At 60.7% G+C, this 20,684-nt stretch carries 24 protein-coding genes; 16 read left to right on the forward strand and 8 right to left on the reverse strand.

Annotated elements, in window-relative coordinates; translation table 11 throughout:
• The first annotated feature begins 83 nt into the window (after window positions 1-83).
• The 11 genes from ABDK06_RS06525 (at window position 84) to ABDK06_RS06575 (ending at window position 7,433) form a co-directional block, all read left to right on the forward strand.
• On the forward strand, window positions 84-566 hold the full coding sequence (locus ABDK06_RS06525; protein ID WP_394940134.1) for a hypothetical protein: 483 nt from the start codon (window positions 84-86) through the stop codon (window positions 564-566).
• 98 nt (window positions 567-664) lie between these two features.
• A complete protein-coding gene (locus tag ABDK06_RS06530) occupies window positions 665-1,540 on the forward strand; it encodes a DUF4031 domain-containing protein (RefSeq protein WP_394940136.1) in 876 nt (291 codons plus the stop codon).
• Window positions 1,541-1,553: 13 nt separating this feature from the next.
• Window positions 1,554-1,982, forward strand: coding sequence for a hypothetical protein (locus ABDK06_RS06535; protein ID WP_394940138.1), 429 nt, complete (start codon window positions 1,554-1,556; stop codon window positions 1,980-1,982).
• A gap of 52 nt (window positions 1,983-2,034) precedes the next feature.
• Window positions 2,035-2,763: a purine-nucleoside phosphorylase gene (gene deoD, locus ABDK06_RS06540; RefSeq protein ID WP_394940140.1), complete on the forward strand. Its 729-nt coding sequence runs from the start codon at window positions 2,035-2,037 to the stop codon at window positions 2,761-2,763.
• Window positions 2,764-2,839: 76 nt separating this feature from the next.
• Complete coding sequence (locus ABDK06_RS06545) at window positions 2,840-3,217, forward strand: YccF domain-containing protein (RefSeq protein ID WP_394940142.1); 378 nt, start codon at window positions 2,840-2,842, stop codon at window positions 3,215-3,217.
• A gap of 73 nt (window positions 3,218-3,290) precedes the next feature.
• A complete protein-coding gene (locus ABDK06_RS06550; RefSeq protein WP_394940144.1) occupies window positions 3,291-3,773 on the forward strand; it encodes a MerR family transcriptional regulator in 483 nt (160 codons plus the stop codon).
• A gap of 1 nt (window position 3,774) precedes the next feature.
• Window positions 3,775-4,776, forward strand: a complete 1,002-nt coding sequence (locus tag ABDK06_RS06555) for an aldo/keto reductase (protein ID WP_394940146.1) — start codon at window positions 3,775-3,777, stop codon at window positions 4,774-4,776.
• 82 nt (window positions 4,777-4,858) lie between these two features.
• Entirely contained in the window at window positions 4,859-6,310 is a 1,452-nt protein-coding gene (locus ABDK06_RS06560) for an amino acid permease (protein WP_394940148.1), read from the forward strand.
• Window positions 6,311-6,451: 141 nt separating this feature from the next.
• Complete coding sequence (locus tag ABDK06_RS06565) at window positions 6,452-6,682, forward strand: hypothetical protein (RefSeq protein WP_394940150.1); 231 nt, start codon at window positions 6,452-6,454, stop codon at window positions 6,680-6,682.
• Window positions 6,682-7,233, forward strand: a complete 552-nt coding sequence (locus ABDK06_RS06570) for a HutD/Ves family protein (protein WP_394940152.1) — start codon at window positions 6,682-6,684, stop codon at window positions 7,231-7,233. The genes ABDK06_RS06565 and ABDK06_RS06570 overlap by 1 nt, the downstream gene beginning before the upstream one ends.
• Before the next feature lie 47 nt (window positions 7,234-7,280).
• Complete coding sequence (locus ABDK06_RS06575) at window positions 7,281-7,433, forward strand: hypothetical protein (RefSeq protein WP_394940154.1); 153 nt, start codon at window positions 7,281-7,283, stop codon at window positions 7,431-7,433.
• 60 nt (window positions 7,434-7,493) lie between these two features.
• Here the strand turns inward: ABDK06_RS06575 and ABDK06_RS06580 are convergent, their stop codons facing one another.
• A complete protein-coding gene (locus tag ABDK06_RS06580) occupies window positions 7,494-9,152 on the reverse strand; it encodes a DEAD/DEAH box helicase (protein WP_394940156.1) in 1,659 nt (552 codons plus the stop codon).
• Between the two features lie 337 nt (window positions 9,153-9,489).
• Between ABDK06_RS06580 and trmB the strand changes: the two genes are divergently transcribed.
• Both trmB and ABDK06_RS06590 read left to right on the forward strand, forming a co-directional pair.
• The gene (trmB, locus tag ABDK06_RS06585; protein ID WP_394940158.1) at window positions 9,490-10,200 is read left to right on the forward strand and encodes a tRNA (guanosine(46)-N7)-methyltransferase TrmB; all 711 of its coding nucleotides are present in this window, start codon (window positions 9,490-9,492) and stop codon (window positions 10,198-10,200) included.
• 188 nt (window positions 10,201-10,388) lie between these two features.
• The gene (locus tag ABDK06_RS06590) at window positions 10,389-11,372 is read left to right on the forward strand and encodes an endonuclease/exonuclease/phosphatase family protein (RefSeq protein WP_394940160.1); all 984 of its coding nucleotides are present in this window, start codon (window positions 10,389-10,391) and stop codon (window positions 11,370-11,372) included.
• A gap of 120 nt (window positions 11,373-11,492) precedes the next feature.
• Here ABDK06_RS06590 and ABDK06_RS06595 read toward each other — a convergent pair whose 3' ends face one another.
• From ABDK06_RS06595 to dnaK, 4 genes are all read right to left on the reverse strand, one after another.
• A complete protein-coding gene (locus tag ABDK06_RS06595) occupies window positions 11,493-11,909 on the reverse strand; it encodes a heat shock protein transcriptional repressor HspR (RefSeq protein WP_394940810.1) in 417 nt (138 codons plus the stop codon).
• 39 nt (window positions 11,910-11,948) lie between these two features.
• On the reverse strand, window positions 11,949-12,920 hold the full coding sequence (locus tag ABDK06_RS06600) for a DnaJ C-terminal domain-containing protein (protein ID WP_394940162.1): 972 nt from the start codon (window positions 12,918-12,920) through the stop codon (window positions 11,949-11,951).
• A 138-nt stretch (window positions 12,921-13,058) separates the two neighbouring features.
• Entirely contained in the window at window positions 13,059-13,670 is a 612-nt protein-coding gene (locus tag ABDK06_RS06605; RefSeq protein WP_394940164.1) for a nucleotide exchange factor GrpE, read from the reverse strand.
• A 6-nt stretch (window positions 13,671-13,676) separates the two neighbouring features.
• Complete coding sequence (gene dnaK, locus ABDK06_RS06610) at window positions 13,677-15,530, reverse strand: molecular chaperone DnaK (RefSeq protein ID WP_394940166.1); 1,854 nt, start codon at window positions 15,528-15,530, stop codon at window positions 13,677-13,679.
• A gap of 311 nt (window positions 15,531-15,841) precedes the next feature.
• Here dnaK and ABDK06_RS06615 point away from each other — a divergent pair, with 311 nt between their 5' ends.
• Window positions 15,842-16,246: an ArsR/SmtB family transcription factor gene (locus ABDK06_RS06615; RefSeq protein WP_394940168.1), complete on the forward strand. Its 405-nt coding sequence runs from the start codon at window positions 15,842-15,844 to the stop codon at window positions 16,244-16,246.
• Window positions 16,243-16,737 carry an SRPBCC domain-containing protein gene (locus tag ABDK06_RS06620; protein ID WP_394940170.1) on the forward strand — a complete coding sequence of 165 codons (495 nt, stop codon included), beginning with the start codon at window positions 16,243-16,245 and terminating at the stop codon, window positions 16,735-16,737. Before ABDK06_RS06615 ends, ABDK06_RS06620 begins: the two co-directional genes overlap by 4 nt.
• A gap of 158 nt (window positions 16,738-16,895) precedes the next feature.
• Here ABDK06_RS06620 and ABDK06_RS06625 read toward each other — a convergent pair whose 3' ends face one another.
• Both ABDK06_RS06625 and ABDK06_RS06630 read right to left on the reverse strand, forming a co-directional pair.
• Window positions 16,896-17,378, reverse strand: coding sequence for a hypothetical protein (locus ABDK06_RS06625; protein WP_394940172.1), 483 nt, complete (start codon window positions 17,376-17,378; stop codon window positions 16,896-16,898).
• 54 nt (window positions 17,379-17,432) lie between these two features.
• Entirely contained in the window at window positions 17,433-17,909 is a 477-nt protein-coding gene (locus tag ABDK06_RS06630; protein ID WP_394940174.1) for a VOC family protein, read from the reverse strand.
• A gap of 130 nt (window positions 17,910-18,039) precedes the next feature.
• Here ABDK06_RS06630 and ABDK06_RS06635 point away from each other — a divergent pair, with 130 nt between their 5' ends.
• The gene (locus ABDK06_RS06635) at window positions 18,040-19,128 is read left to right on the forward strand and encodes a D-2-hydroxyacid dehydrogenase (protein WP_394940176.1); all 1,089 of its coding nucleotides are present in this window, start codon (window positions 18,040-18,042) and stop codon (window positions 19,126-19,128) included.
• A 122-nt stretch (window positions 19,129-19,250) separates the two neighbouring features.
• Here ABDK06_RS06635 and ABDK06_RS06640 read toward each other — a convergent pair whose 3' ends face one another.
• Complete coding sequence (locus ABDK06_RS06640) at window positions 19,251-20,444, reverse strand: beta-1,3-glucanase family protein (RefSeq protein WP_394940178.1); 1,194 nt, start codon at window positions 20,442-20,444, stop codon at window positions 19,251-19,253.
• Window positions 20,445-20,684 lie beyond the last annotated feature (240 nt).

Below are 20,684 nucleotides of genomic sequence, written 5' to 3' on the forward strand. Positions count from 1 at the left end.
TTTCGCTGATAGGTTCTGGACTGTCCAAGCCATTGGACGCTCCGGAGCTACCACGGCTCGACCACTGAAAGGCATGAAACGACATGACTTTAAAGCACCTCTGGAAAATCGCACTCTGCGTTTGCGTAGCAGTGTGCTCGTTCTTCGCGACCGCCGCCCCCGCAGCAGCTGTCACCAAACTCAGCCAGTCCGCCGCGGCGTCTCAGTTGAGCGCAGCGGGGATCACCCACTCCTCAAGCGGCAACTGCACAACCCGCTCGAACTCCACTTGCACCTCTTATGATCAGATCAACCAATCGACGGTGACTGGATTGATCACGCTCAAGAACGCCAGCAAATGCGCCATTAACGTCACCGGCGGCACCGAAGTGGGCCATGCCTCCGGCACCTACAGCCACTACAACGGCTATAAAGCCGATATCGCTAAGAGCACCTGCATCAACAACTACATCAAGAACTCCTTCACCCAAATCGCCAACCGCGGCGACGGCTACCCGCAGTGGAAGTCCTCCGCCGGAAACATCTATTGCGATGAGGGAAATCACTGGGATATCACGTACTACTGATCGCTGACCCGCAGTGAAGCAGGCCCTCCCGGCAGCACCGAGCTGCCGAGAGGGTCGAGCTGCCGGGAGGGCCGCTTTGCAAGCGCTAAACTTCCGCTATGTCCGTCTACATCGATCCGCCCCGCTGGCCAGCTCATGGGACGACGTTCTCGCACCTGATCTCCGACAGTTCGCTCGAGGAGCTGCATTCCTTCGCGGCGGAAGCCGGCATCCCGGAACGCGCCTTCGACCGTGATCACTACGATGTACCCGCCCGGCGTTATCAAGACCTCACCGAACAGGGAGCTATCGAGGTGGAGGGCCGCGAACTCACCCGTTTGCTGATCTCCAGCGGGCTCAGAGTGCCTGCTAGAGCACGCAGTGAATCCTTGGACACCGCCCTGCAGCTCCGCTGGAACTCGCTGCTCCCCCACACCGAGGAACTCGGCCGCGAGTTACTCAGCCGCTGGGCGGAGCCGCATCGCCATTATCACTCCCGGACTCATCTACTGGCCGTGCTGGAAGCCCTGGAAGAGCTTGCCGCAGAGATTCCACGCACCGTTCAGCTGGCTGCCTGGTTTCACGACGCCGTCTACCTGGGAGTCGCTGGACAAGACGAAGAAGACTCAGCTCTGCTGGCCGCGAGCCTGCTCTCCGGGATAATCTCCGATCCGGAACTGCTCGAGGTGCAACGCCTGGTCCGTCTCACTGCCTCTCATGATCCGTCCGTCGAGGACTTCACCGGCGCCGTGCTCTGCGATGCAGATCTTGCCATTCTGGGGTCGTCTCAGGAGCAGTACAGGCGCTACGTTCGCGCAGTGCGCCAGGACTACGCGCATATTCCTGATCAGGAATTCCGAGAGGGCCGTCGTGCGGTGCTCCAGCAGTTGCTCTCGCTCCAACCGCTCTTTCGTACCCCGGCCGGGCAGGTTCTCTGGGCGGCTCAAGCCGAAAAGAACCTGCGCACAGAGCTACACAGCCTGAAGCCTGCGTGAAAAACTGAGAGTCATGATGGATAAGATGCTCGGCTCCTGGTCCGGGCAAGAGGAAATGTTCGACTCCCCTTGGTCGCAGGCCGGAACAGCTTTCGGTCGATTCATCGTCACTGCTGGCCCGCCCGGCGTGCTGCTGCGCGATTATCGCCAGCACCGCGCCGACGGCAGCGAGTTCCTGGCCCATGAGGTCTACCAGCAGCAGGCCGATGGTGAAATCTGGCTCTTCACCTTCGATAGCTTCGGCTTTCCGCCCCTGGAGCCAGCTCGGGGCAACCTTCAGGAATCCAGGCTCTCGCTGATCAAGACGACGCCGCGAGGCCAGGCCCGGCACCGCTGGCTGCTGAGCGAGACGCTGGATTATCAGGTGGAGATCGCCGTCGGCAATACCGCCGAATTCTTACCTTTCCTGCGCGCCAGCTATCAGGCCGAGCCGACGTCCTGATTTTCTGCTGCTCAGGCGAAGGTGCCCCTTCTCGGCACGCTAGGCTGGTGATATGTCTATCCATTTGGCTGCGCAGCCCGGAGAAATCGCCCCTCATGTCCTGATGCCTGGCGATCCCTTGCGGGCGCAGTGGATCGCCGAGACCTTCCTGGAGGATGCCCGGCAGTACAACACCGTGCGGAATATGTTCGGTTATACCGGCACCTACCAGGGGGTTCCCGTCTCGGTGCAGGGCAGCGGAATGGGCCAGCCCTCAATGTCGATTTACGCCACTGAGCTACTCAAGGACTACGGCGTGAAAACCATCATCCGGGTGGGCACCTGCGGTGCGATCTCCCACCAGGTCAAACTGCGAGACGTCATTATCGCGAACACCGCCTCCACCGATTCAGCGATCAATCGATTGCAATTTCACGGTATTGATTTCGCCCCGGGGGCGGATTTCAACTTGATGAGGTACGCCGCCGACAACGCCGAAAGCCGTGGCCTCAACGCGAAAGTCGGCGGGCTCTTCTCCTCGGATCTGTTCTATAACGGGCGGCCCGAACTCGCCATGCAACTTGCCGATTACGGTGTGCTCGCGATTGAGATGGAGACCTCGGTGCTGTACACCCTGGCGCTCAAGTACGGGGCGCAGGCTCTGACGGTTGCCACCGTCTCCGATCACATCCTGACCGAAGAAGCCACCAGCGCCCAAGAGCGTCAGCAAACCTTCAGCGCTATGGTCGAACTCGCCCTGGAAACCGTCAAGCAGAATGCGGAGGCTCAGCCCTCACACTAAGCAGCCCGCACGGCAATCAGCTGATTTCAGGGACATCCCTGATGCGCCGCGCCGTCGGATAGCACAGAATTGAGAAGTGAAAGCGATTCTGAACGTTATCTGGCTGGTCTTCGGCGGTATCTGGCTGGCCCTCGGTTATTTCCTAGCGGGAGTGCTCTGCTGCATTCTGATCATCACCATTCCGTGGGGCGTGGCTTCTTTCCGGATCGCGGGCTACGCACTGTGGCCCTTCGGCCGCACCGTCGTCGACAAACCACAAGGGCCGGGAATACTAACCACTCTCGGCAACGTCATCTGGCTTCTGGTAGCCGGGATCTGGATCGCCATCGGTCATGTTCTCACCGCACTTGCGATGGCGATCACCATCATCGGCATTCCCTTGGCCATCGCCAATCTGAAACTCATTCCAGTCTCCCTGATGCCACTGGGCAAAGTGATCGTTCCCAGCGAGTGACCGAAGGGCTCGGGCCGGGAACGGGAAAAGTTCTTCTTGACCTGGAGTGCACTCCAGGTCATACGGTGAATATATGACCGGACCGAAGCGAACCACAGCAAGCCCCTCTTCAGGGGTACAGAGCTCGAGCGGAGTTGAAGGCCGGGCGATGTCGATCTCGGAGATCTCCCAGACCACCGGGCTGAGCCAGGACACCCTGCGCTGGTACGAACGTGAGGGCATGTTTCCTCACATCACCCGAGGTGGCGACCGTCGTCGTCAGTACAACGAGACGGATCTCTCCAGAATCATGCTGTTGGTCAAGCTGCGCCGGACCGGAATGTCGGTACACGATATGCAGCGCTTCGTTCAGCTTCTGGCTGGCGGCAGCGAAACACATCAAGAACGAATGACGCTGCTGCTGGAACATCGAATCAAGGTGCTTGCCCAGCTGCAACAAGTGCGATCTGATCTGGAAATGGTCGATCATAAGATCGCCTATTACGGTGAGGCGATCTCCCGGAACCAGGAATGCCTGGAATCTGAAAAGCTCAACAGTGACGAAATGGAATTCTGATATGACGATTGATCTCGGAGATGGCCTGCAGGTCAGCCCGCTCGGCTTCGGTGGCATGGCGCTCACCCCGGTGTACGGCCCAGCCGATCCGGTGGAATCGCTGGCCACCTTGAATCACGCGGTGGATGCTGGCATCACCTTCATCGACACCGCGAACGTCTATGGCATGGGTGCCAATGAGGAGCTGATCGCCGAGCTGCTCAAAGACCGGCGTGAAGAAGTACAACTGGCCACCAAGTTCGGCATCGCGGGCAATCCGGCCACCGGCGAGCGTGAAGTCCGGGCAGATCCCGCTTATGTCAGAGAATCGGCGGCTGCCAGCCTGAAGCGCCTGAATACTGAGGTGATCGATCTCTACTACCTGCACCGGTTAGACCCTCGAGTGCCGATCGAAGAGACCGTCGGGGCGATGGCCGAACTCGTGCAGGAAGGCAAGGTGCGGCATCTGGGGCTTTCCGAGGTCACCGCGAGTGAACTGGAAAGGGCTGTCAAGGTGCACCCGATCGCCGCGGTGCAGAGCGAGTGGTCCATCTGGAGTCGCGACGTCGAACGCAGCGTGGTCCCTACTGCTGCCCGACTGGGAGTTGGCTTCGTGCCCTACTCGCCGCTTGGCAGAGGATTCCTCACCGGTACCGTCAATAGCTCGGAACTCGCCGAAGGCGACATCCGACGGCGGATGCCTCGCTTCGTCGATGGCGCCGTTGACGCCAATCAGACGGTCGTCGAGGTGGTCGTGCGGGTGGCCGGAGAATTGAGCAGCACCGAGGCAACCGTCACGCCAGCTCAGGTAGCCCTGGCTTGGCTGCTCGCACAAGGCGGCCGACTGGGCCTTCCGGTGGTGCCGATCCCCGGTACGCGTCGTGCCTCGCGGATCGATGAGAACCTCGGAGCAATCTCACTCACGCTCAGCGATACCCAGCTGAGTGCACTGGATCAAGCCGCCGAAGCAGTGGTGGGCAGCCGCTCGGATACCCCGAGCTGGGTGTCATACGGCCGCGAATAACTGCACGAGCGCATCCGGCCCGGCTACACTGAACGTTCCGCGACAATAGCTTTTCAATGACAAAGACGTTCTGGAGGCAGTGATGGCACGGGTAGCCAACCCCTATTCAATCTGGCGGCGAAAGCCAGTGGACGAGATTGAGGAGGAAAGCGGCAAAAGCGGTCTCAAGAAAAGCCTCGGGCTCTGGCAGCTGACGGCAATCGGCGTGGGCGGCATCGTCGGCGTCGGAGTCTTCTCACTCGCCGGGCTGGTGGCCCATGGAGATATCAACAATCCCGCGGTCGGCCCGGCGGTGCTGATCTCCTTCCTGATCGCCGGAGCGGCGTCTGCCGCGGCAGCGCTCTCCTATGCCGAGTTCGCCGGAATGGTGCCTCGCGCCGGGTCCGCCTACACTTACGGCTACGTCGCGCTGGGCGAAGCCGCGGGCTGGTTCATCGGCTGGGATCTGCTCCTGGAATACATCGCCATCGTCGCGGTAGTGGCGATCGGCATCTCGGGATACTTCGATGCCTTCCTCTCCGGTTTCGGAATTCACCTGCCGGATTGGATGTCACAAACCGCTGATTCCGAAGGCGGTTTGATCAATCTTCCGGCGATCGTGATCTGCTTGCTGGTCACCTTCATCCTGAGCCGCGGCACTAAAGCGCTGGGCCGCTTCGAGATCATCGCGGTGGCGCTGAAGATCCTGCTGATCCTGTTCATTGTCGGGCTCGGCATGTTCTACATCAACACCAATAACTACTCGCCGTTCATGCCCTTCGGCTTCGGTCCGGTGATCGCCGGCTCAGCCACCGTGTTCTTCGCGGTTTTCGGCTATGACGCGATGAGCACCGCAGCAGAAGAGTCCGTCGACGGTAAGAAGCACATGCCGAAGGCCATCATCCTGTCACTGGTAATCGCCATGGTGCTCTACGTCGGTGCGACCCTGGTGCTCACCGGGATGCAGAACTACCAGGACATCGATCCCAAGGCAGGCTTCGCCTCAGCCTTCACCAGCGTCGGCTTGCCGGTGATCGCTACCATCATCTCGGTCTTCGCGGTGATTTCCATCATCACCGTGATGCTGACCTTCCTGCTCGGCGTCACCCGGGTATGGTTCTCAATGAGCCGCGATGGCTTGCTGCCCAAGTGGTTCTCCAAGGTGGATCGGCGCGGTGTTCCGCAACGGGTGACCTGGATCGCTGGCGTCGGCTCCGCCGTGCTGGCTGGTATTTTCCCGATCCGGGAGGTCGCCGACCTGACCAATATCGGCATTCTGGCGGCTTTTGTGGTGGTCTGCGTTTCGGTGATCGCCTTCCGTTACACCAAACCCAATACCCCGCGGAGCTTCAAGCTGCCCTGGATGCCGGTGATCCCCGCTTTCGGCGTGCTCGCCTCCGGGTACTTGATCGCTCAGTTGCACTGGGAGACCTGGCTGCGCTTCGTGATCTGGCTGATCATCGGCTTGGTGGTCTACTTCTTCTACAGTCGAAAGCACTCGCTGATGAACCCGGACAGCCCGCGGCACGCCCTCAAAGACAAAACCGCCAACTAACCCGCTCCTTCTTTAACCAGCTGTCCCACTGAATGTTGCTGGTGTTGCAGATGTGCCGTAATCCATGCAACATCAGCAACTTCTTTCACACTCAGTGGGACGGCTGGTTTGGGTTGGCCGGGATGGCCTTATGCTGGGTGGATGCGAGGAAGAGTTAACTGGTTAGAGCTGGGCCTGCAGATCGGCGGGTTCGTGCTGATCTATTTGCTGCTCTCCCTGGTCAGCTGGCCTTTTCTGGTGAAATTGCTGGCCGCGCTCGTGCTCGCCATGGTCTTCGGCGTCGTGGCGAACAGAATTCGGCGGCAAGTACGACGTCGGCGCAGCGAGCCGCGGCGGATTCGAGTGATCAGCGTGGAAACGGTGGATGACTGATGCAGCTCGTGAGATATCAGGACCTCAAAGCACAGCGCTGGCAGAACGGCGGCGGGATCACCAGGGTGATAGCCTCGGCCAGTACCGACGACGGAATTCCTGACTGGCGAATCAGCATTGCCGAGGTGAGCAAGCCCGGGCCATTTTCGGCCTTAGCCGGAATCGACCGAATCATCACGCTGATCGACGGCGAATTCCTCTTGCTCACGGTGGACGGAGCGGAGCACGGTCTGGAGAAATATCGGCCTTTTCGCTTTTCCGGGGACGCCGAGACCAGCGCTGAGTTGCCGACCGGGCCGGGCAAAGATCTCAATCTGATGACCCGGCGCGGAGCGTTCCACGGCTTCGTCACCGTGCTGGAGCTCTCCAAGAAACGCCCGCATCCGGTCTTCGAAGACCAGTGGGTGGTGCTTCTTCAGGGAAGTGCACAGCTCCAGGACGAAACCGAATTGCAGCGCTTCGACGCCGTCCAGGGTGCGGCCACCCCTCCGGAGCTTACCGGTCGAGGTTTCATCGCGGTGATCAGTCTGGAAGCGAGTACCACCGACTAGATAAGCAGTTTGAAGAATCGCTCAACAGAAATGCTCGCCACCATAAGGTGACGAGCATTTCCAGCAATTATTTAGGTGCACCTAGCGTGGTGCGCGAGGGCCCCATCGTGGCGACGAAGGCGACCCTACTACGGGAGCGCACCAAGGAATCTTGGCGAGGGCCCCGCCCCTTCGCCGGAGGCAAGGAGGAGCGCACCTAGAGTGGTGCGCGAGGGGCCCATCGTGGCGACGAAGGCGACACTATGGGAGCGCACCAATCTTTAGCCGCGGCGCGCGTTGGACGCCGGAGCACCGGCGCGACGCGGGCCAGAGGGCCTGCTGCGGCGCTGTGCCGAAGCAGCATGGCCGGTGGTGCCCGCCCCTTGGCTCATGCCACGCTGACCAGCCGAGTGCTGACCCGAGGAGGTGTGCTGCCCGGCAGCATGCTGACTCGTGGAGCGCTGACCCGTGGATGATCGCTGCTGACCACCGGCTTGACGGGCTGCGCCCTGGCCTCCGGCTGCCTGGCCACCACGGCGCTGTCCGTTGCGGCCTCCGGTACGGCCGCCCTCTGAAGCATCCGCTGCGAAGTACTTGGCCTGCGGCTGATCGCGACGGCGTTCCTGACGGTTACCGGCGGCGGGCGCCGCGGCTGAACCGCCCTGACGGCGAGCGCGCTTCCGCTGGGCATTAGCACCGGTCGACTTGCCGGGTTCTTGTTTGGGGGCCTTAGCAGCGAGCAGCGCTGCGCGAGTCCTCGGATCCACCCGGTCGGCAACCTCGCCCACCAGCTTGGCGATCAGCGGCGAGCTGGCAGTGACCTTTTCAAAGGCCACGTCTACCCCGGCTGAGCGCATCAGTTTCTTGACGTCCTGCTGCTGCTCGGGCAGCGAGATGGTCACTACAGTGCCTTCCGAACCGGCGCGAGCGGTCCGGCCCGAGCGGTGCAGGTACGCCTTGTGCTCGGTGGGCGGATCGACGTGGATCACCAGTTCGACGTCGTCCACGTGCACGCCGCGAGCCGCCACATCGGTGGCCACCAGCACGCGTACATCGCCCGAGGAGAACTCGGCGAGGTTACGATCCCTGGCGTTTTGCGAGAGGTTGCCGTGCAGATCGACGGCGGGAATGCCGGCGTCTGTCAGGGTCTTGGCGAGCTTCCGCGCATGGTGCTTAGTGCGCATGAAGAGCATCCGCCGTCCCTTGCCGGAGGCGAGCTCCACGATCAGCTGCTTCTTGACGGTCTGATCCGCCACCGCCAGAACGTGGTGCTCCATGGTGGAGACAGCTGCTTTGGGCTCGTCCACCGAGTGGGTGACCGGAGAGCTCAGATAACGCTGCACCAATTTATCCACCCCGTTGTCGAGGGTGGCCGAGAACAGCAAGCGCTGCCCCTGGCTCGGCGTGGTGTCGAGCAGTCGTTTGACGACCGGCAGGAAGCCGAGGTCCGCCATATGATCAGCCTCGTCGAGGACAGTGATTTCCACTGCTTCGAGGGAAATGATCTTCTGCCCCATCAGGTCTTCTAGCCGGCCCGGGCAGGCAATCACAATATCGACGCCGGCGCGCAGCGCACGCTCTTGGCGCTGCTGGGAGACGCCACCATAGATCACCGTGGTGTTCAAGCCCAGGGCTTTGGCCAGCGGCTCGATGGTGGCGTTGATCTGGGTGGCCAGCTCACGAGTCGGCGCCAGGACCAGGCCCAAGGGGCGGCCCGGTTTGCGCCGGTAAGCGGCTTCGGCCTCAGCGAGCCGCGCCACCAGGGGAAGTCCGAAGGCCAGGGTTTTACCGGAGCCAGTGCGGCCGCGGCCCAAGACATCACGGCCGCCCAGGGAATCGGGCAGGGTCTTAGCTTGAATCGGGAAGGGAGCTGCAATGCCCTGGGCATCGAGCAGGGAAACAAGGGTCTTGGGCACACCCAAGGAAGCAAAGGTTTGCAAGAAGATATCTTTCAGGCTGAGCCTACCCAGTTTGAGCTGCGCAGGCACGGTCCCCGTGACCGGTTGGCACAGGGGTTCGCCGAAGAAAAGCTCAAAAGCTGCACAGTCAACCGTTGGAAACACGGGACCGAACGTTCGCGTTCTATCGACGCAGGATGCGTAAACACATCAAGTATTAATAGTTTATCAGCAGAACCGGATTTAACCCGGTTTAGTGTGCCATCTCACCTGATGACTGCCCTCTTTCCGATCTTCTCCCGGTTGATCGACCCGCAGCCGGGCAGCTTTTCCTCCGGGAGAACAGCAGCTTCACGGTCTCGGCTAGGCTTGAGTCACCATGAATGAAAGCACCTATCGCCCGCAACCGGTCTCCTTCGTGCGCCGGGGAAGCCGCCTGCAGGGACGCCGTCAGAAAGCCTGGGAAGAGCACAGCGAACACTATCTGTTGGAGGTTCCCCGGCTGATCGCCGACACTTCCGTCGATCCGGAGTACCGGCTCGATGCCGCAGCAGTCTTCGGCAGGCAAGCTGAACTCGTGGTCGAAATCGGCTCAGGACTGGGTGAGGCCATCGTGCACGCCGCCTCCGCAGAGCCGGAACGAGATTTTCTCGCGGTTGAGGTCTATCTGCCGGGCTTGGCCCAGACCATCCAGCGAGCCGCCGCCCTGGAGTTGCAGAATCTGAGAGTCGTGCAGGCGAATGCCCCGGAGGTCTTGAGCTCAATGATTCCGCAGGGCACGGTGAGCGAAATCTGGACCTTCTTTCCCGACCCCTGGCCCAAGAGCCGACACGAAAAGCGACGCTTAGTGACGCCGTCCTTCGCCGAGTTGGTGGCTGGGGCATTGGCGCCAGGCGGGCTCTGGCGCCTGGCCACGGACTGGCAGCACTATGCCGAGCAGATGCTCGAGGTCGGCGAGGCTTCCTCGCTGGTCAATCTGCACAGTGCCTGGGCCCCGCGATTCGAAGGTCGGGTGATCACGAGCTTCGAGAACAAGGCTATCCAGGCCGGCCGTGAGATCCACGATCTGACATATCGAAAGTCCGCCTAGCTTCCTCACGAGGCGGAAAGGCTCAGAAAACTCCCTGGAACGGGCCTCAGCAATTTCTCAGATGAAAATCAGACCGAGGTATGAGTGGGTAGTGCTGAAGCGGCAAAACCGGCCATCTCCTTGATGGGTGTTACACAACCGTGCGATTTCTACAGGGTTCACACAGCATCAGCGGTCATGGTGAATTGATGGATACCACCGTAATGTACCGCCTAGACCCCGACGAACGTCGGCCTGCCGCGCCGCCTCAATACCGGTCTGCACGCCGTAGGGTACGCCCGTTCGCCACCACCGTGGTCGTCCTTTTCAGTCTGTTCCTGGCCGTGGTCTTGGGAGCGCACCGGCTGATCCCCGATATCGGGGAATGGACGATGGGCCTGGAAAGCTTCCTGCCCTGGCTGGGCTTGCTCAGTGTCGTCCTGTTGATCCCGGCGATCCGTTCCCGGTCCTGGGCCGCGTGGTTTGCTTGGCTGGTGCCCGTAGTGGTCTGGGCGATCACCTTTGTCCCCGCGATTTTGCCCGGTAACACTACCGCGGTGGGACAGGGCACTCTGAGTGTGGCGACTCAGAACCTGGAGGGCGATAATGGCTCGCTCTCAGCCAATGCCGCGCTGATCGCTAAAAACGCCGACCTAGTGGCGCTGCAGGAAGTCAAAAATCCCGAAGTCCTGGGGGAGTTACTAGCCAAATACCCCTACCAAGAGCGGGTCGGCACGGTGGCGCTGCTCAGCAAATTTCCTTTCAAGGATTCGGCTGGCCTTGATTTGAAGGGGTTCTCCTCCTACCGCGCACTGCACGCCACGGTGCAAAGCCCTTCAGGGAATCTCAGCGTGTACGTGATCCACGGGGCTTCGGTGAGCGGTGGTGACCATCAGGCCCGGGACGAGATGCTGACCGATCTGCAGCAGAGAGTGCGTCAGGATAGTTCGCAGCGGATTCTGGTGCTGGGGGATTTCAATGCAGCACCTACCAACCGGATCATGGACAACTTCAATAATCAGCTGGAGGAAAAGCTTTCCAGCAGTGGTGGATTCGGCTTCAGCTGGCCCTCCAGCTTCCCCGCTACCCGCCCGGACCATATCCTGAGCAAGGGGCTCAAGATCAACGAGGCCGAGGTCTTGGCGCCGATCGGCAGCGATCACCTGGGGCTCGCCAGCAAATTCTCCTTCTAAACCCTTTTTCCTTTTCCCGTTGTCCCACTGAGTGTTACCAACGTGAAGAATGTGGCCGTTTCAGCGAAACTTCTGCCTCATCAGCAACACTCAATGGGACGGCTGGTGAGGTTTCGGGGATCAGTCTTTGCGGTTCGGCCGCCAGACCACTACTGCCTGGGATCGGGCCGAAGGGCGTTCGCCACGGTTGAGCCGCACCACGTCTCCGGCTAGACCCGCGGCGAAGATCCGGGCAGCGTCTCGCCCCTCGAGTTGGGCACTGAGTTCCTTGACCTTGGCTTGCAAAGCGGCGACCTGATTTTCCAACTCCAGGATCCGTTTGATGCCTTCCAACGAGACCCCGGACTGCGAGAGTTTCTGCACCTCGCGGAGCAAATCGACGTCGTGCTGCGAGTAGCGCCTGGACCGCCCCGGCGCTCTGCTCGGCGAGACCAAACCCAGCCGGTCGTACTGCCGCAGGGTCTGCGGGTGCATTTCAGCGAGTTCGGCGGCCACCGAGATCACATAGATCGGGGCGTGCTGATTCTCAACCACGATGTTCCCCCGAGTCGGCGACTAAAGCGGTCATCGGCGGTCCTAGAGCTTCGCTTTTGCGGCCAGATCCGCACGCGGATCACCCTCCGCAGTGGCGGAGGCAAAGTCGCGTACCGCCTGCTCGGCCTCTTTACTCAGCTTCTGCGGAGTGACGACGTCGACCGTCACCAACAGATCGCCGACGCTCTTCGAGGTGCTGACACCTTTGCCTTTGACCCGCAGGGTCCGACCCGAAGGGGTGCCGGCCGGGATCCGCACTTTGACCGACTCGCCGTCCAAAGTGGGAACCGTAATGTCCGCACCCAGTGCGGCTTCCGGGAAAGTCACCGGGACGTGAATCCTGATATTGTCACCGTCCCGGCTGAAGAACTCGTGGGGCTTGACGTGCACGGCGACCATTAGATCGCCGGGACCGGCTGAGCCAGCCTGTCCCTTACCGCGCACTCGAACCTTCTGCCCGTCTTTGATTCCCGCCGGAATCCGCACGTCAATCACTTCGCCGGAGGGCTCTTTGAGCCCGATCGTGGTGCCCTTGATGGAGCCAGCGAAGGAGATCGTGGTCTGCGCCATGCGATCCGCGCCCTTGGTGGGCCGCGGTTGCTGGTACCCCTGGTAAGCGCCGCCGAAGATATCGGCGAACTCCGGCGGCAGACCGGAGGCGTCGAACCCGCCGCGGCTGCTGCGGCCACCACGGGCATTGTTGAAGAGACCGCCGAACATATCGTCGAAGCCCGCACTGCCGGAAGCACCGGAGCCGCCAGCGCTGAACCGGGCTCCCGAACCCATCGCGCGAATCGCGTCGTACTGTTCGCGGTCCTCGGCGTTAGAGAGCACCGAATAGGCCTCGGAGATGTCCTTGAACTTCTTCTCCGCCGCTTCGTCGCCTTGGTTCTGATCGGGGTGGTACTTCCGGGCAAGCTTGCGATAGGTCTTCTTGATGTCCGCTTCGCTGGCGTCCTTGGAGACACCGAGGATCGCATAGAAGTCCTTGTCGACCCAGTCCTGACTAGCCAAGGTGTCTCCTTTCGTTTCTCTAGTTTCGCATTATTTCTGAGTTGCGGATGGTGTAGCTGCGGAGGCCGGGTAGGGGCTGCGGTGTGGTGGGCACCACGGAGCGGGCACAGCCCCTATCCGGCGCAGCAGCTCTGGGAGTTACTCCGGTACGGCCACAATCACTTGGGCCGCACGCAGCACCCGGTCGCCTTTGCGGTAGCCAGCCCGCAGTACCTGGCTCACCGAATCGACCTGAACGTCCGCACTGGGTTGCTGGATCAGCGCCTCGTGCACTGTCGGGTCGAAGGGCACTCCGGTCTCCTCGATGCGCTCCAGCCCGTAGGTCTGCAAGGCGGTTTCGAGTTTGACCGCAATGGCCGCGAACGGCCCCTCGGTGAGGTCGCCGTGTGCCCGGGCCGCGTCGACGTCGTCGAGCACCGGCAGCAGCGAGTTCAGCACGCCGACGACGGCGCTCTCCCCTGCCACTGCACGGTCCCGTTCGACCCGCTTGCGGTAGTTGACGTACTCCGCCTGCAAGCGGAGCAAGTCGTTCTTGAGTTCGGCGGCGTCAGCCTGATCGCTGCCCTGGGCCACCGATTCCTCGGCGGGCACCTCGGCATTGTTCAGGATATCCTCGACCTGAGCCAAAGGATCCTCGGTGGCGTCAGCCGAGCTATCCGCTGACTGGCCCGGTTCCCCGGCGGGAGACGAAAGGTTATTCGCCTCCTCGCCGGAGTCATCCTTGGGGTAGTTGTTGTCGTTCTCCGACATGACTACCTACTTCTTCTCGTCTTCGTCAACGATTTCGGCGTCGACGATATCTTCGTCAGGCTTGGCTTCGCCAGCCGGAGCTTCCGCACCGGCGGCCGCACCCTCAGCCTGAGCCGAGGCGTAGATCGCCTCGCCGAGCTTGGTCTGCGAAGCCTGGAGCTTCTCGAAGGCTGCCTTGACGGCGTCCTCTTCGGTGCCGGCGAGCGCGGTCTTCAGGCTTTCGACGTCGGCCTTGACCTCGGTCTTGACCTCTTCGGGCAGCTTGTCGTCGTTCTCGGAGAGGATCTTCTCCACCGAGTAGGCGAGCTGCTCAGCGCTGTTGCGGACCTCGGCCTGCTCACGACGGGCCTTGTCCTCGGCTGCGTGCTCCTCGGCTTCTTTGACCATCCGGTCGATGTCTTCCTTGGAGAGGCTGGAACCGCCGGTGATGGTCATCGACTGCTCCTTGCCGGTGCCCTTGTCCTTCGCGGAGACGTGCACGATGCCGTTCGCGTCGATGTCGAAGGTGACCTCGACCTGCGGCACACCGCGAGGGGCCGGCGCGATGCCGGTCAGCTCGAAGGTGCCCAGCGGCTTGTTATCCCGGGTGAACTCACGCTCGCCCTGGAAGACCTGGATCGACACCGAGGGCTGGTTGTCATCGGCAGTGGTGAAGGTCTCGGAACGCTTGGTCGGGATCGCGGTGTTGCGCTCGATCAGCTTGGTCATCACGCCGCCCTTGGTCTCAATGCCGAGGGAGAGCGGGGTAACGTCGATCAGCAGCACGTCCTTGCGCTCGCCCTTCAGCACACCGGCCTGCAGGGCAGCGCCGACGGCGACGACCTCGTCCGGGTTGACGCCCTTATTGGGCTCCTTGCCACCGGCGAGCTGCTTGACCAGCTCGGTGACGGCGGGCATCCGGGTGGAGCCGCCGACCAGCACGATGTGGTCGATATCGGAGACCTTGATGCCGGCCTCGGCGATCACGTCGTTGAACGGCTTCTTGGTGCGCTCGAGCAGATCAGCGGTGAGTTCCTGGAACTTGGCGCGGGTCAGCTGCTCATCCAGGTGAACCGGTCCGTCGGGAGTGACGGAGAGGTACTGCAGGGAGATATTGGTGCTGGTCGCCGAGGAGAGTTCCTTCTTGGCCTGCTCAGCTGCTTCGCGCAGACGCTGCAGGGCGATCTTGTCCTTGGAGAGGTCGATGCCTTTCACCTTGAGCTGGTTCAGCAGGTAGTCCACGACGCGCTGGTCCCAGTCGTCACCGCCCAGCCGGTTGTCACCGGCGGTGGCACGGACCTGAATGGTGGAGAAGCCGTCGTCGTCCTTGCCGACTTCCAGCAGGGAGACGTCGAAGGTGCCGCCACCGAGGTCGAAGACCAGGATGAGTTCGTCCTCTTTGCCCTTGTCCAGACCGTAGGCCAGAGCGGCCGCGGTCGGCTCGTTGACGATGCGCAACACGTTGAGACCAGCGATTTCACCGGCTTCTTTGGTGGCCTGGCGCTCGGCGTCGTTGAAGTACGCGGGAACGGTGATCACCGCGTCGGTGACCTTTTCACCCAGGTAGCTTTCGGCGTCGTTCTTGAGCTTCATCAGGATACGAGCGGAGATCTCCTGCGGGGTGTACTTCTTATCGTCGATCGCCAGCGTCCAGTCGGTGCCCATATGGCGCTTGACCGAGGAGATGGTGCGGTCGATATTGTTGACGGCCTGGCGCTTGGCGATCTCGCCGACCAGGACCTCGCCGCTCTTGGAGAAAGCGACGACGGAGGGGGTAGTGCGGCCGCCTTCGGCGTTCGCGATGACGGTGGGCTCGCCACCTTCGAGGACGGAAACCACAGAGTTGGTGGTTCCGAGGTCAATGCCTACTGCACGTGACATGGGATTCCTTTCGATTGAACGACTGAGTAAGTTGAGTGCTCTGCAATCAACTCTACTCTTGAGTCGAGTATTGTCAAGTTGAAGTTGAGTGCAAGTGACTCAACTTGTTGAAATTCCTCCAACCCCTCGCTCGCTCAAGAATCCCGCGGAGAGCACCGCCATAGCCACCCCCACTGAAACGTGGTTTCGGTGGGGCAAACCATCCCACGCTCACTAAATCTCGCATTCACCGGGGAGGAGTACCGGATCCCTCCCAAGAAACAACCAATTCGCTCTTGACTCACCTTCGAGATTTCTGATAGTTTCCATATATGGAAATTTCCAAGCTTGGAAAATATGAGATCGACCGGGACAAAGAAGCCCGACTCGATGCCATCTTCTCCGCCTTGGCGCACCCCGTCCGCAGAGGGCTCATCGATCTGCTGCACGTGAAAGAAGCAACGGTCAACGAGCTCGCCGCGCACTTCGAGTTAGGCACCCCCGCCATTTCGAAGCATCTGACCATCCTGGAAAAGGCCGGGTTGATCAATCGCACCGTCCATCAGCAGTGGCGCACCTGCAGCCTGGAACCCGCTGGATTCGTGCACCTCAAAGACTGGACCCAGCATTACGCAAACCTCTGGGAGGGCAGTTGGCAGCGTCTCGACACTCTGCTGAACACCCTCAAACCACAAGAAAAACCACAAGAACCACGAGAAAAGGAACAAGGATCATGACTGAAGTAACCAAAGAGATCGTCGACACCGGCGTCGTTATCAGCGCTAGCTTCAAGGCTCCCCGGGAGTTAGTTTTCCGCGCTCATTCGGAATCAGAACTGCTCCGCCAGTGGTGGGGTCCGGAAGGCTTTCCGGTGAGCAATTCGACTATGGATTTCCGGGTTGGCGGCACATGGCTCTACAGCATGCGCAGCGCCGAGTCCGGTGAAGAATTCTGGTCCAAAGCGGTCTATCACGAGATCGTCGTCCCGGAGAAAATCGTTTGGACCGACGCCTTCTGCGACGCCGAAGGTAAGGTCAACGAAGAGATGCCCCAAGGCACAGCGACCGTGACCTTCACCGAGCAGGACGGCGTCACCACCGTGCGCAGCGAGATTCACTATGCCGATAATGCACTGCGAGATGCCATCGTGCAGATGGGAATGCTGGAGGGGATGACCATCACTCTCAACCAGCTTGAAACGCTGTTGGAAACCCTCAAAGCCGCTTGAACCGGTCAGTTCAAGCCCACCGAAACGCGGTTTCGGTGGGCTAAACCGTCCCTCCCCACTGAATCTCAGATTCAGTGGGGAGGGATTCGATGTTCCACGCTGATTCAGACACCGAGATGCTCAGAAACCGGGGCAGGCGGATAGCCGAAGGCCAGGTATCAGACTTCGAGGGTGCCCTTCGAAATCGCTTCGCTGCGCTGCACTCGGCTCACCGTGAAAGAGATGATCAACAGCGGTGGCACCACGACAATCACCCAGAACACCCAGCCCGGCGTGTGGAGCTCCTCAGTCAGTTCGAAAGTCTCCTTGACCGCGATCAGAAAAGCTCCGGCGCCGACCGTGATCCAGCCAGTGGCCTTATTGATGTAGGAGACCATGAGCCGGGCATCGTCGGCGGAGAGCAAGCCGAAGTAGAACTTTCGGTACTCGGCTCCGCGACGCCGTTCCAGGATGATCTTCACCGGAGGCAGGAACCACCACCAAGCGGACACCCGCTTCGGCGCATCCGGCATCGGCTGGGTGGGCATGAAGCGTTTGCCGGCCGCCTCGTGCTCGCGCAGCTCGGTGGCAGCCTGAAAGACCGGACCGGCCACCAGTAACCAACCTCCGACAAAACCTACAAAGGCGATGAATAGTTCCATGTGGATATGTTAGAGGATCGGTTCTGCGAAGATTTCTAGCGGGGCATTAGCGGGTCAGTCGCCGTTGTAAGCCTTTTCCAGTTCCTCGATGATGAGCTTCCGCTGCCCCATCAGAACGTTCATCGCTCGCTGGACTGCTTCCGGGTCCGGCCCGCTCATCAAATCGGCCAAGACTGAGGGCACCACTTGCCAGGACAGCCCGTACTTATCCTTGAGCCAGCCGCAATACCCCGGCTCGCCGCCATCCGCACTGAGTTTTTCCCAGTAATAATCGACTTCAGCCTGGTCCGCACAGTCGATCTGCAGCGAGATGGCCTCGGTAAAAGTGAATTCCGGGCCGCCATTGAGCGCGGTGAAACGCTGCCCGTCTAGTTCGAAGTCAACGGTCAGCACAGTGCCCGCTGGGAAAGGGGCTCCTTCGGAGTAATAGCTGGTCTTATTGATCTTCGAATTCTTGAAAATGCCGCAATAGTACTCAGCGGCCTCTGCCGCCTGGGTGTGAAACCAGAGGCAATTGGTGATCGCAGGCATCGGAATTCCTCCTGTGTCTTCATGGCCCGCCACGGTGCGGACACTCAGAGTCTATTCCCTGGGAGCCGTGAGAAGGCAGCCCCGATCACCTGGAGGCGCCGGGGCGAGGGCGATTCAGTATGATGCAGCTATGCCTGACTCTTCGACGCCTTCGGCTGCGCCACTCGCTAAAGCTGCTCCGGTGATCGCCATTTGCGCTCCTCTGGAAGCAGAGTTGGTCGAGCAGATCAGACAGAGCTGTCCGTCAGCTACCGTGCTCTACGATCAGGCACTGCTTCCTCCCGAGCGATTCCCGGCAGATCATTCGGGCGATCCTGAGTTTCAGCGCGACTCCGAGCATGAATCCCGCTATTGGCAGAATATCCGGCAGGCCGACGCGCTCTACGGAATCCCCAACGAATCCCCGGCAGATCTGGCCCGTGCGATCCGGGAAAATCCGCAACTGCGCTGGGTGCATGCGATGGCGGCTGGGGCGGGTGGCACGGTACGAGCCGCACAGCTCAACTCCGAGGAACTCAGCCGAGTGACCGTCACCACCTCTGCGGGAGTGCACGCTCTGCCCCTGGCAGAATTCACCTTGATGGGTCTGCTGAACGGCTTCAAGCGGGTCGCCGAATTACAGCAGGATCAGCGGGCCAAACACTGGCCGGAGCTCCGGGTGCCCACCCGCCTTCTCTCCGGTTCCAGGCTGGTGATCTCAGGGCTCGGCGAAATCGGCAAGGAAACCGCCCGGCTGGCCAGGGCGCTCGGCATGTCTGTCAGCGGCAGCAAGCGCACGGCGACACCCTTGGAAGGCGTCGACACCGTGGTGAGCAATGACGGCCTGCCAGCCCTGCTCAGCGAAGCGGACGCCGTCGTCAATACCTTGCCTGCCACCGCTGAGACCGAGCGGCTCTTCGACGCCGAAATGTTCTCTGCATTCAAACCCGGTGCGATCTTCATCAATGTTGGCCGTGGCAGCGTGGTGGATGAAGCAGCACTGCTCGCGGCCTTGGACGACGGCAGGGTGGGCTATGCCTGCCTCGACGTCTTCGATAAGGAACCACTGCCCGCATCGAGCCCGCTCTGGGAGCATCCCCGGGTGCTGATCTCCCCGCACACCTCCGCTCTGAGCCTGGCAGAGAACAGGCTCATCGCGGAGCGCTTCATCTCGAACCTGAGGCTCTTCATCGAAGGCACTCCGATGCCGCACTCCGTCGATCCGGTGCATTTCTACTGAGCAGCTGATCAACTGGCCCGAGACTCAACTGGTCCGAGACTCAACTGGTCCGAGGCTTAAAAGGCGCATCCCCGGCGGGAAATCCACCGGGGACGCGCTGGGCGCGAACTACTTCCCTCAGCCTAGTTGAACGGGCCGATCTCAATCCCCGCGGAGAGCGGATCCGGATCGTAGACCAGTGATTCAAAGCCTCCGACGTCGTCGAAGGGGAAGGCGTAAGCGTTTCCGTTCGCCATATTGGCGTGAATGATCCTGGCGTAGTGGTTGGTGCGGGCGTTCTGATAATAAGTGCCCGCGTTCAGAGCCGGTTGCTGGGAGTTATCGGCCAGCGTGGAACGGTTCAGCGCAGCGCCGAGAGTTCGTGCGATCGGCCCGACCACCTGGTCATTGGGTGCGAACAGATTGCCATCGCAGTTCCAGACATTAGCGCTGCTCGGCTTATTGAAGCTCGCCGCGAAGTTCCCCGAGCTATCGGTGAAATTCATTACGTTGCCAGAAGTCCGACCGGTGAAGACGATATTCGGTTGGTCAGTGAAAGGCCGAACTGTCAGCGGGGTGTTCACATAGGTGTTCCACGCCCGGTTGATCTCGGAGTCGAGATAACCGCTGTCGAGCAGGCCGACACCTGTCGCTTTACCCGCGGAAAGCACCCTCAGCACGGTGCCGTCACTGCGCTTGATCACCGAGCGCTGCCAATCCGGCAGAGCCTGGATCTGCTGCACAACATTATTACGCCCTTGCGCAACCAATTGTCCGCTGCGTTTTACCGAGCCGTTCTGCGCGGTAACGGTGACCGCGTGCGGAATGGCGAACATATCCACTTGGGAAGAATTGAGCCACAAGCCCTGATCGTTATAAGTAAATTCGGTGAAATCGAACAGGATGTTGTAGTTCGGGTCCGGCGGATTCGCAGCATCGGGCTGAACTAAACCGTCCGGAGTAAGCCGGAAATCCAGTTTGCTGCCGAAGGCCAAGTAAAGCCGTCCGGAGAAACCCCGGGGAACGAGCACCGAAGTCGTCCCGCCGATTCCCGGCCCCAGCATCGAAGCATCCGGCGCGGGCGACGGCGGAATAGAACCAGCAGGCCAGGGCTGGAAGTTTCCGGCCGGATCGACGTAGCCGAGTCGCCCGGTCCCGAGGTCAGTTCCCATCACATAGAGGTACAGCGTTTGATTCAGATCCGAGCCATTGCTGATCCTGAAAGTCAGCTTAGCTGCAGTGGCGGCCGCGGTCTGAGCCGAAGACAATGCCAGTGCTGTCGGCACCAGAAGTGCCGGTGCGGTGAGCAACAGTGCTCGTCGCGAAAATGGTTCCATAGTGATTCCTCTTTGAATGGTCTGGATAAATTTTCTGCGTTACAGAATGATATTTAGCATTAAAATTGCGCAAAAATACAGAAAAATTTATAAAAACTTTCAGTAAATTCCTCAGGGGAAATTTATGTAAGTATTTCCACGTAACTGAGGTGAGCCCCGGAAATATGCGTCAGATATTCCTCCGGCTCTTCGCTGCTGGAAAGCCTGAGTAGGTGTCCCAGCCATCCACAGCGCTGAGTT

This window comes from Psychromicrobium ferritrahens (assembly GCF_043789415.1).
Taxonomy (GTDB): Bacteria; Actinomycetota; Actinomycetes; order Actinomycetales; family Micrococcaceae; genus Renibacterium.

Excerpts from the sequence above, each read along its gene's own strand:
- ABDK06_RS06525 (WP_394940134.1), top strand. The coding sequence starts at position 84 with ATGACTTTAAAGCACCTCTGGAAAATCGCACTCTGCGTTTGCGTAGCA.
- ABDK06_RS06530 (WP_394940136.1), top strand. The coding sequence starts at position 665 with ATGTCCGTCTACATCGATCCGCCCCGCTGGCCAGCTCATGGGACGACG.
- ABDK06_RS06535 (WP_394940138.1), top strand. The coding sequence starts at position 1,554 with ATGATGGATAAGATGCTCGGCTCCTGGTCCGGGCAAGAGGAAATGTTC.
- deoD (WP_394940140.1), top strand. The coding sequence starts at position 2,035 with ATGTCTATCCATTTGGCTGCGCAGCCCGGAGAAATCGCCCCTCATGTC.
- ABDK06_RS06550 (WP_394940144.1), top strand. The coding sequence starts at position 3,291 with ATGACCGGACCGAAGCGAACCACAGCAAGCCCCTCTTCAGGGGTACAG.
- ABDK06_RS06555 (WP_394940146.1), top strand. The coding sequence starts at position 3,775 with ATGACGATTGATCTCGGAGATGGCCTGCAGGTCAGCCCGCTCGGCTTC.
- ABDK06_RS06560 (WP_394940148.1), top strand. The coding sequence starts at position 4,859 with ATGGCACGGGTAGCCAACCCCTATTCAATCTGGCGGCGAAAGCCAGTG.
- ABDK06_RS06565 (WP_394940150.1), top strand. The coding sequence starts at position 6,452 with ATGCGAGGAAGAGTTAACTGGTTAGAGCTGGGCCTGCAGATCGGCGGG.
- ABDK06_RS06570 (WP_394940152.1), top strand. The coding sequence starts at position 6,682 with ATGCAGCTCGTGAGATATCAGGACCTCAAAGCACAGCGCTGGCAGAAC.
- trmB (WP_394940158.1), top strand. The coding sequence starts at position 9,490 with ATGAATGAAAGCACCTATCGCCCGCAACCGGTCTCCTTCGTGCGCCGG.
- ABDK06_RS06590 (WP_394940160.1), top strand. The coding sequence starts at position 10,389 with ATGGATACCACCGTAATGTACCGCCTAGACCCCGACGAACGTCGGCCT.
- ABDK06_RS06605 (WP_394940164.1), bottom strand. The coding sequence starts at position 13,670 with ATGTCGGAGAACGACAACAACTACCCCAAGGATGACTCCGGCGAGGAG.
- dnaK (WP_394940166.1), bottom strand. The coding sequence starts at position 15,530 with ATGTCACGTGCAGTAGGCATTGACCTCGGAACCACCAACTCTGTGGTT.
- ABDK06_RS06615 (WP_394940168.1), top strand. The coding sequence starts at position 15,842 with ATGGAAATTTCCAAGCTTGGAAAATATGAGATCGACCGGGACAAAGAA.
- ABDK06_RS06620 (WP_394940170.1), top strand. The coding sequence starts at position 16,243 with ATGACTGAAGTAACCAAAGAGATCGTCGACACCGGCGTCGTTATCAGC.
- ABDK06_RS06625 (WP_394940172.1), bottom strand. The coding sequence starts at position 17,378 with ATGGAACTATTCATCGCCTTTGTAGGTTTTGTCGGAGGTTGGTTACTG.
- ABDK06_RS06630 (WP_394940174.1), bottom strand. The coding sequence starts at position 17,909 with ATGCCTGCGATCACCAATTGCCTCTGGTTTCACACCCAGGCGGCAGAG.
- ABDK06_RS06635 (WP_394940176.1), top strand. The coding sequence starts at position 18,040 with ATGCCTGACTCTTCGACGCCTTCGGCTGCGCCACTCGCTAAAGCTGCT.
- ABDK06_RS06640 (WP_394940178.1), bottom strand. The coding sequence starts at position 20,444 with ATGGAACCATTTTCGCGACGAGCACTGTTGCTCACCGCACCGGCACTT.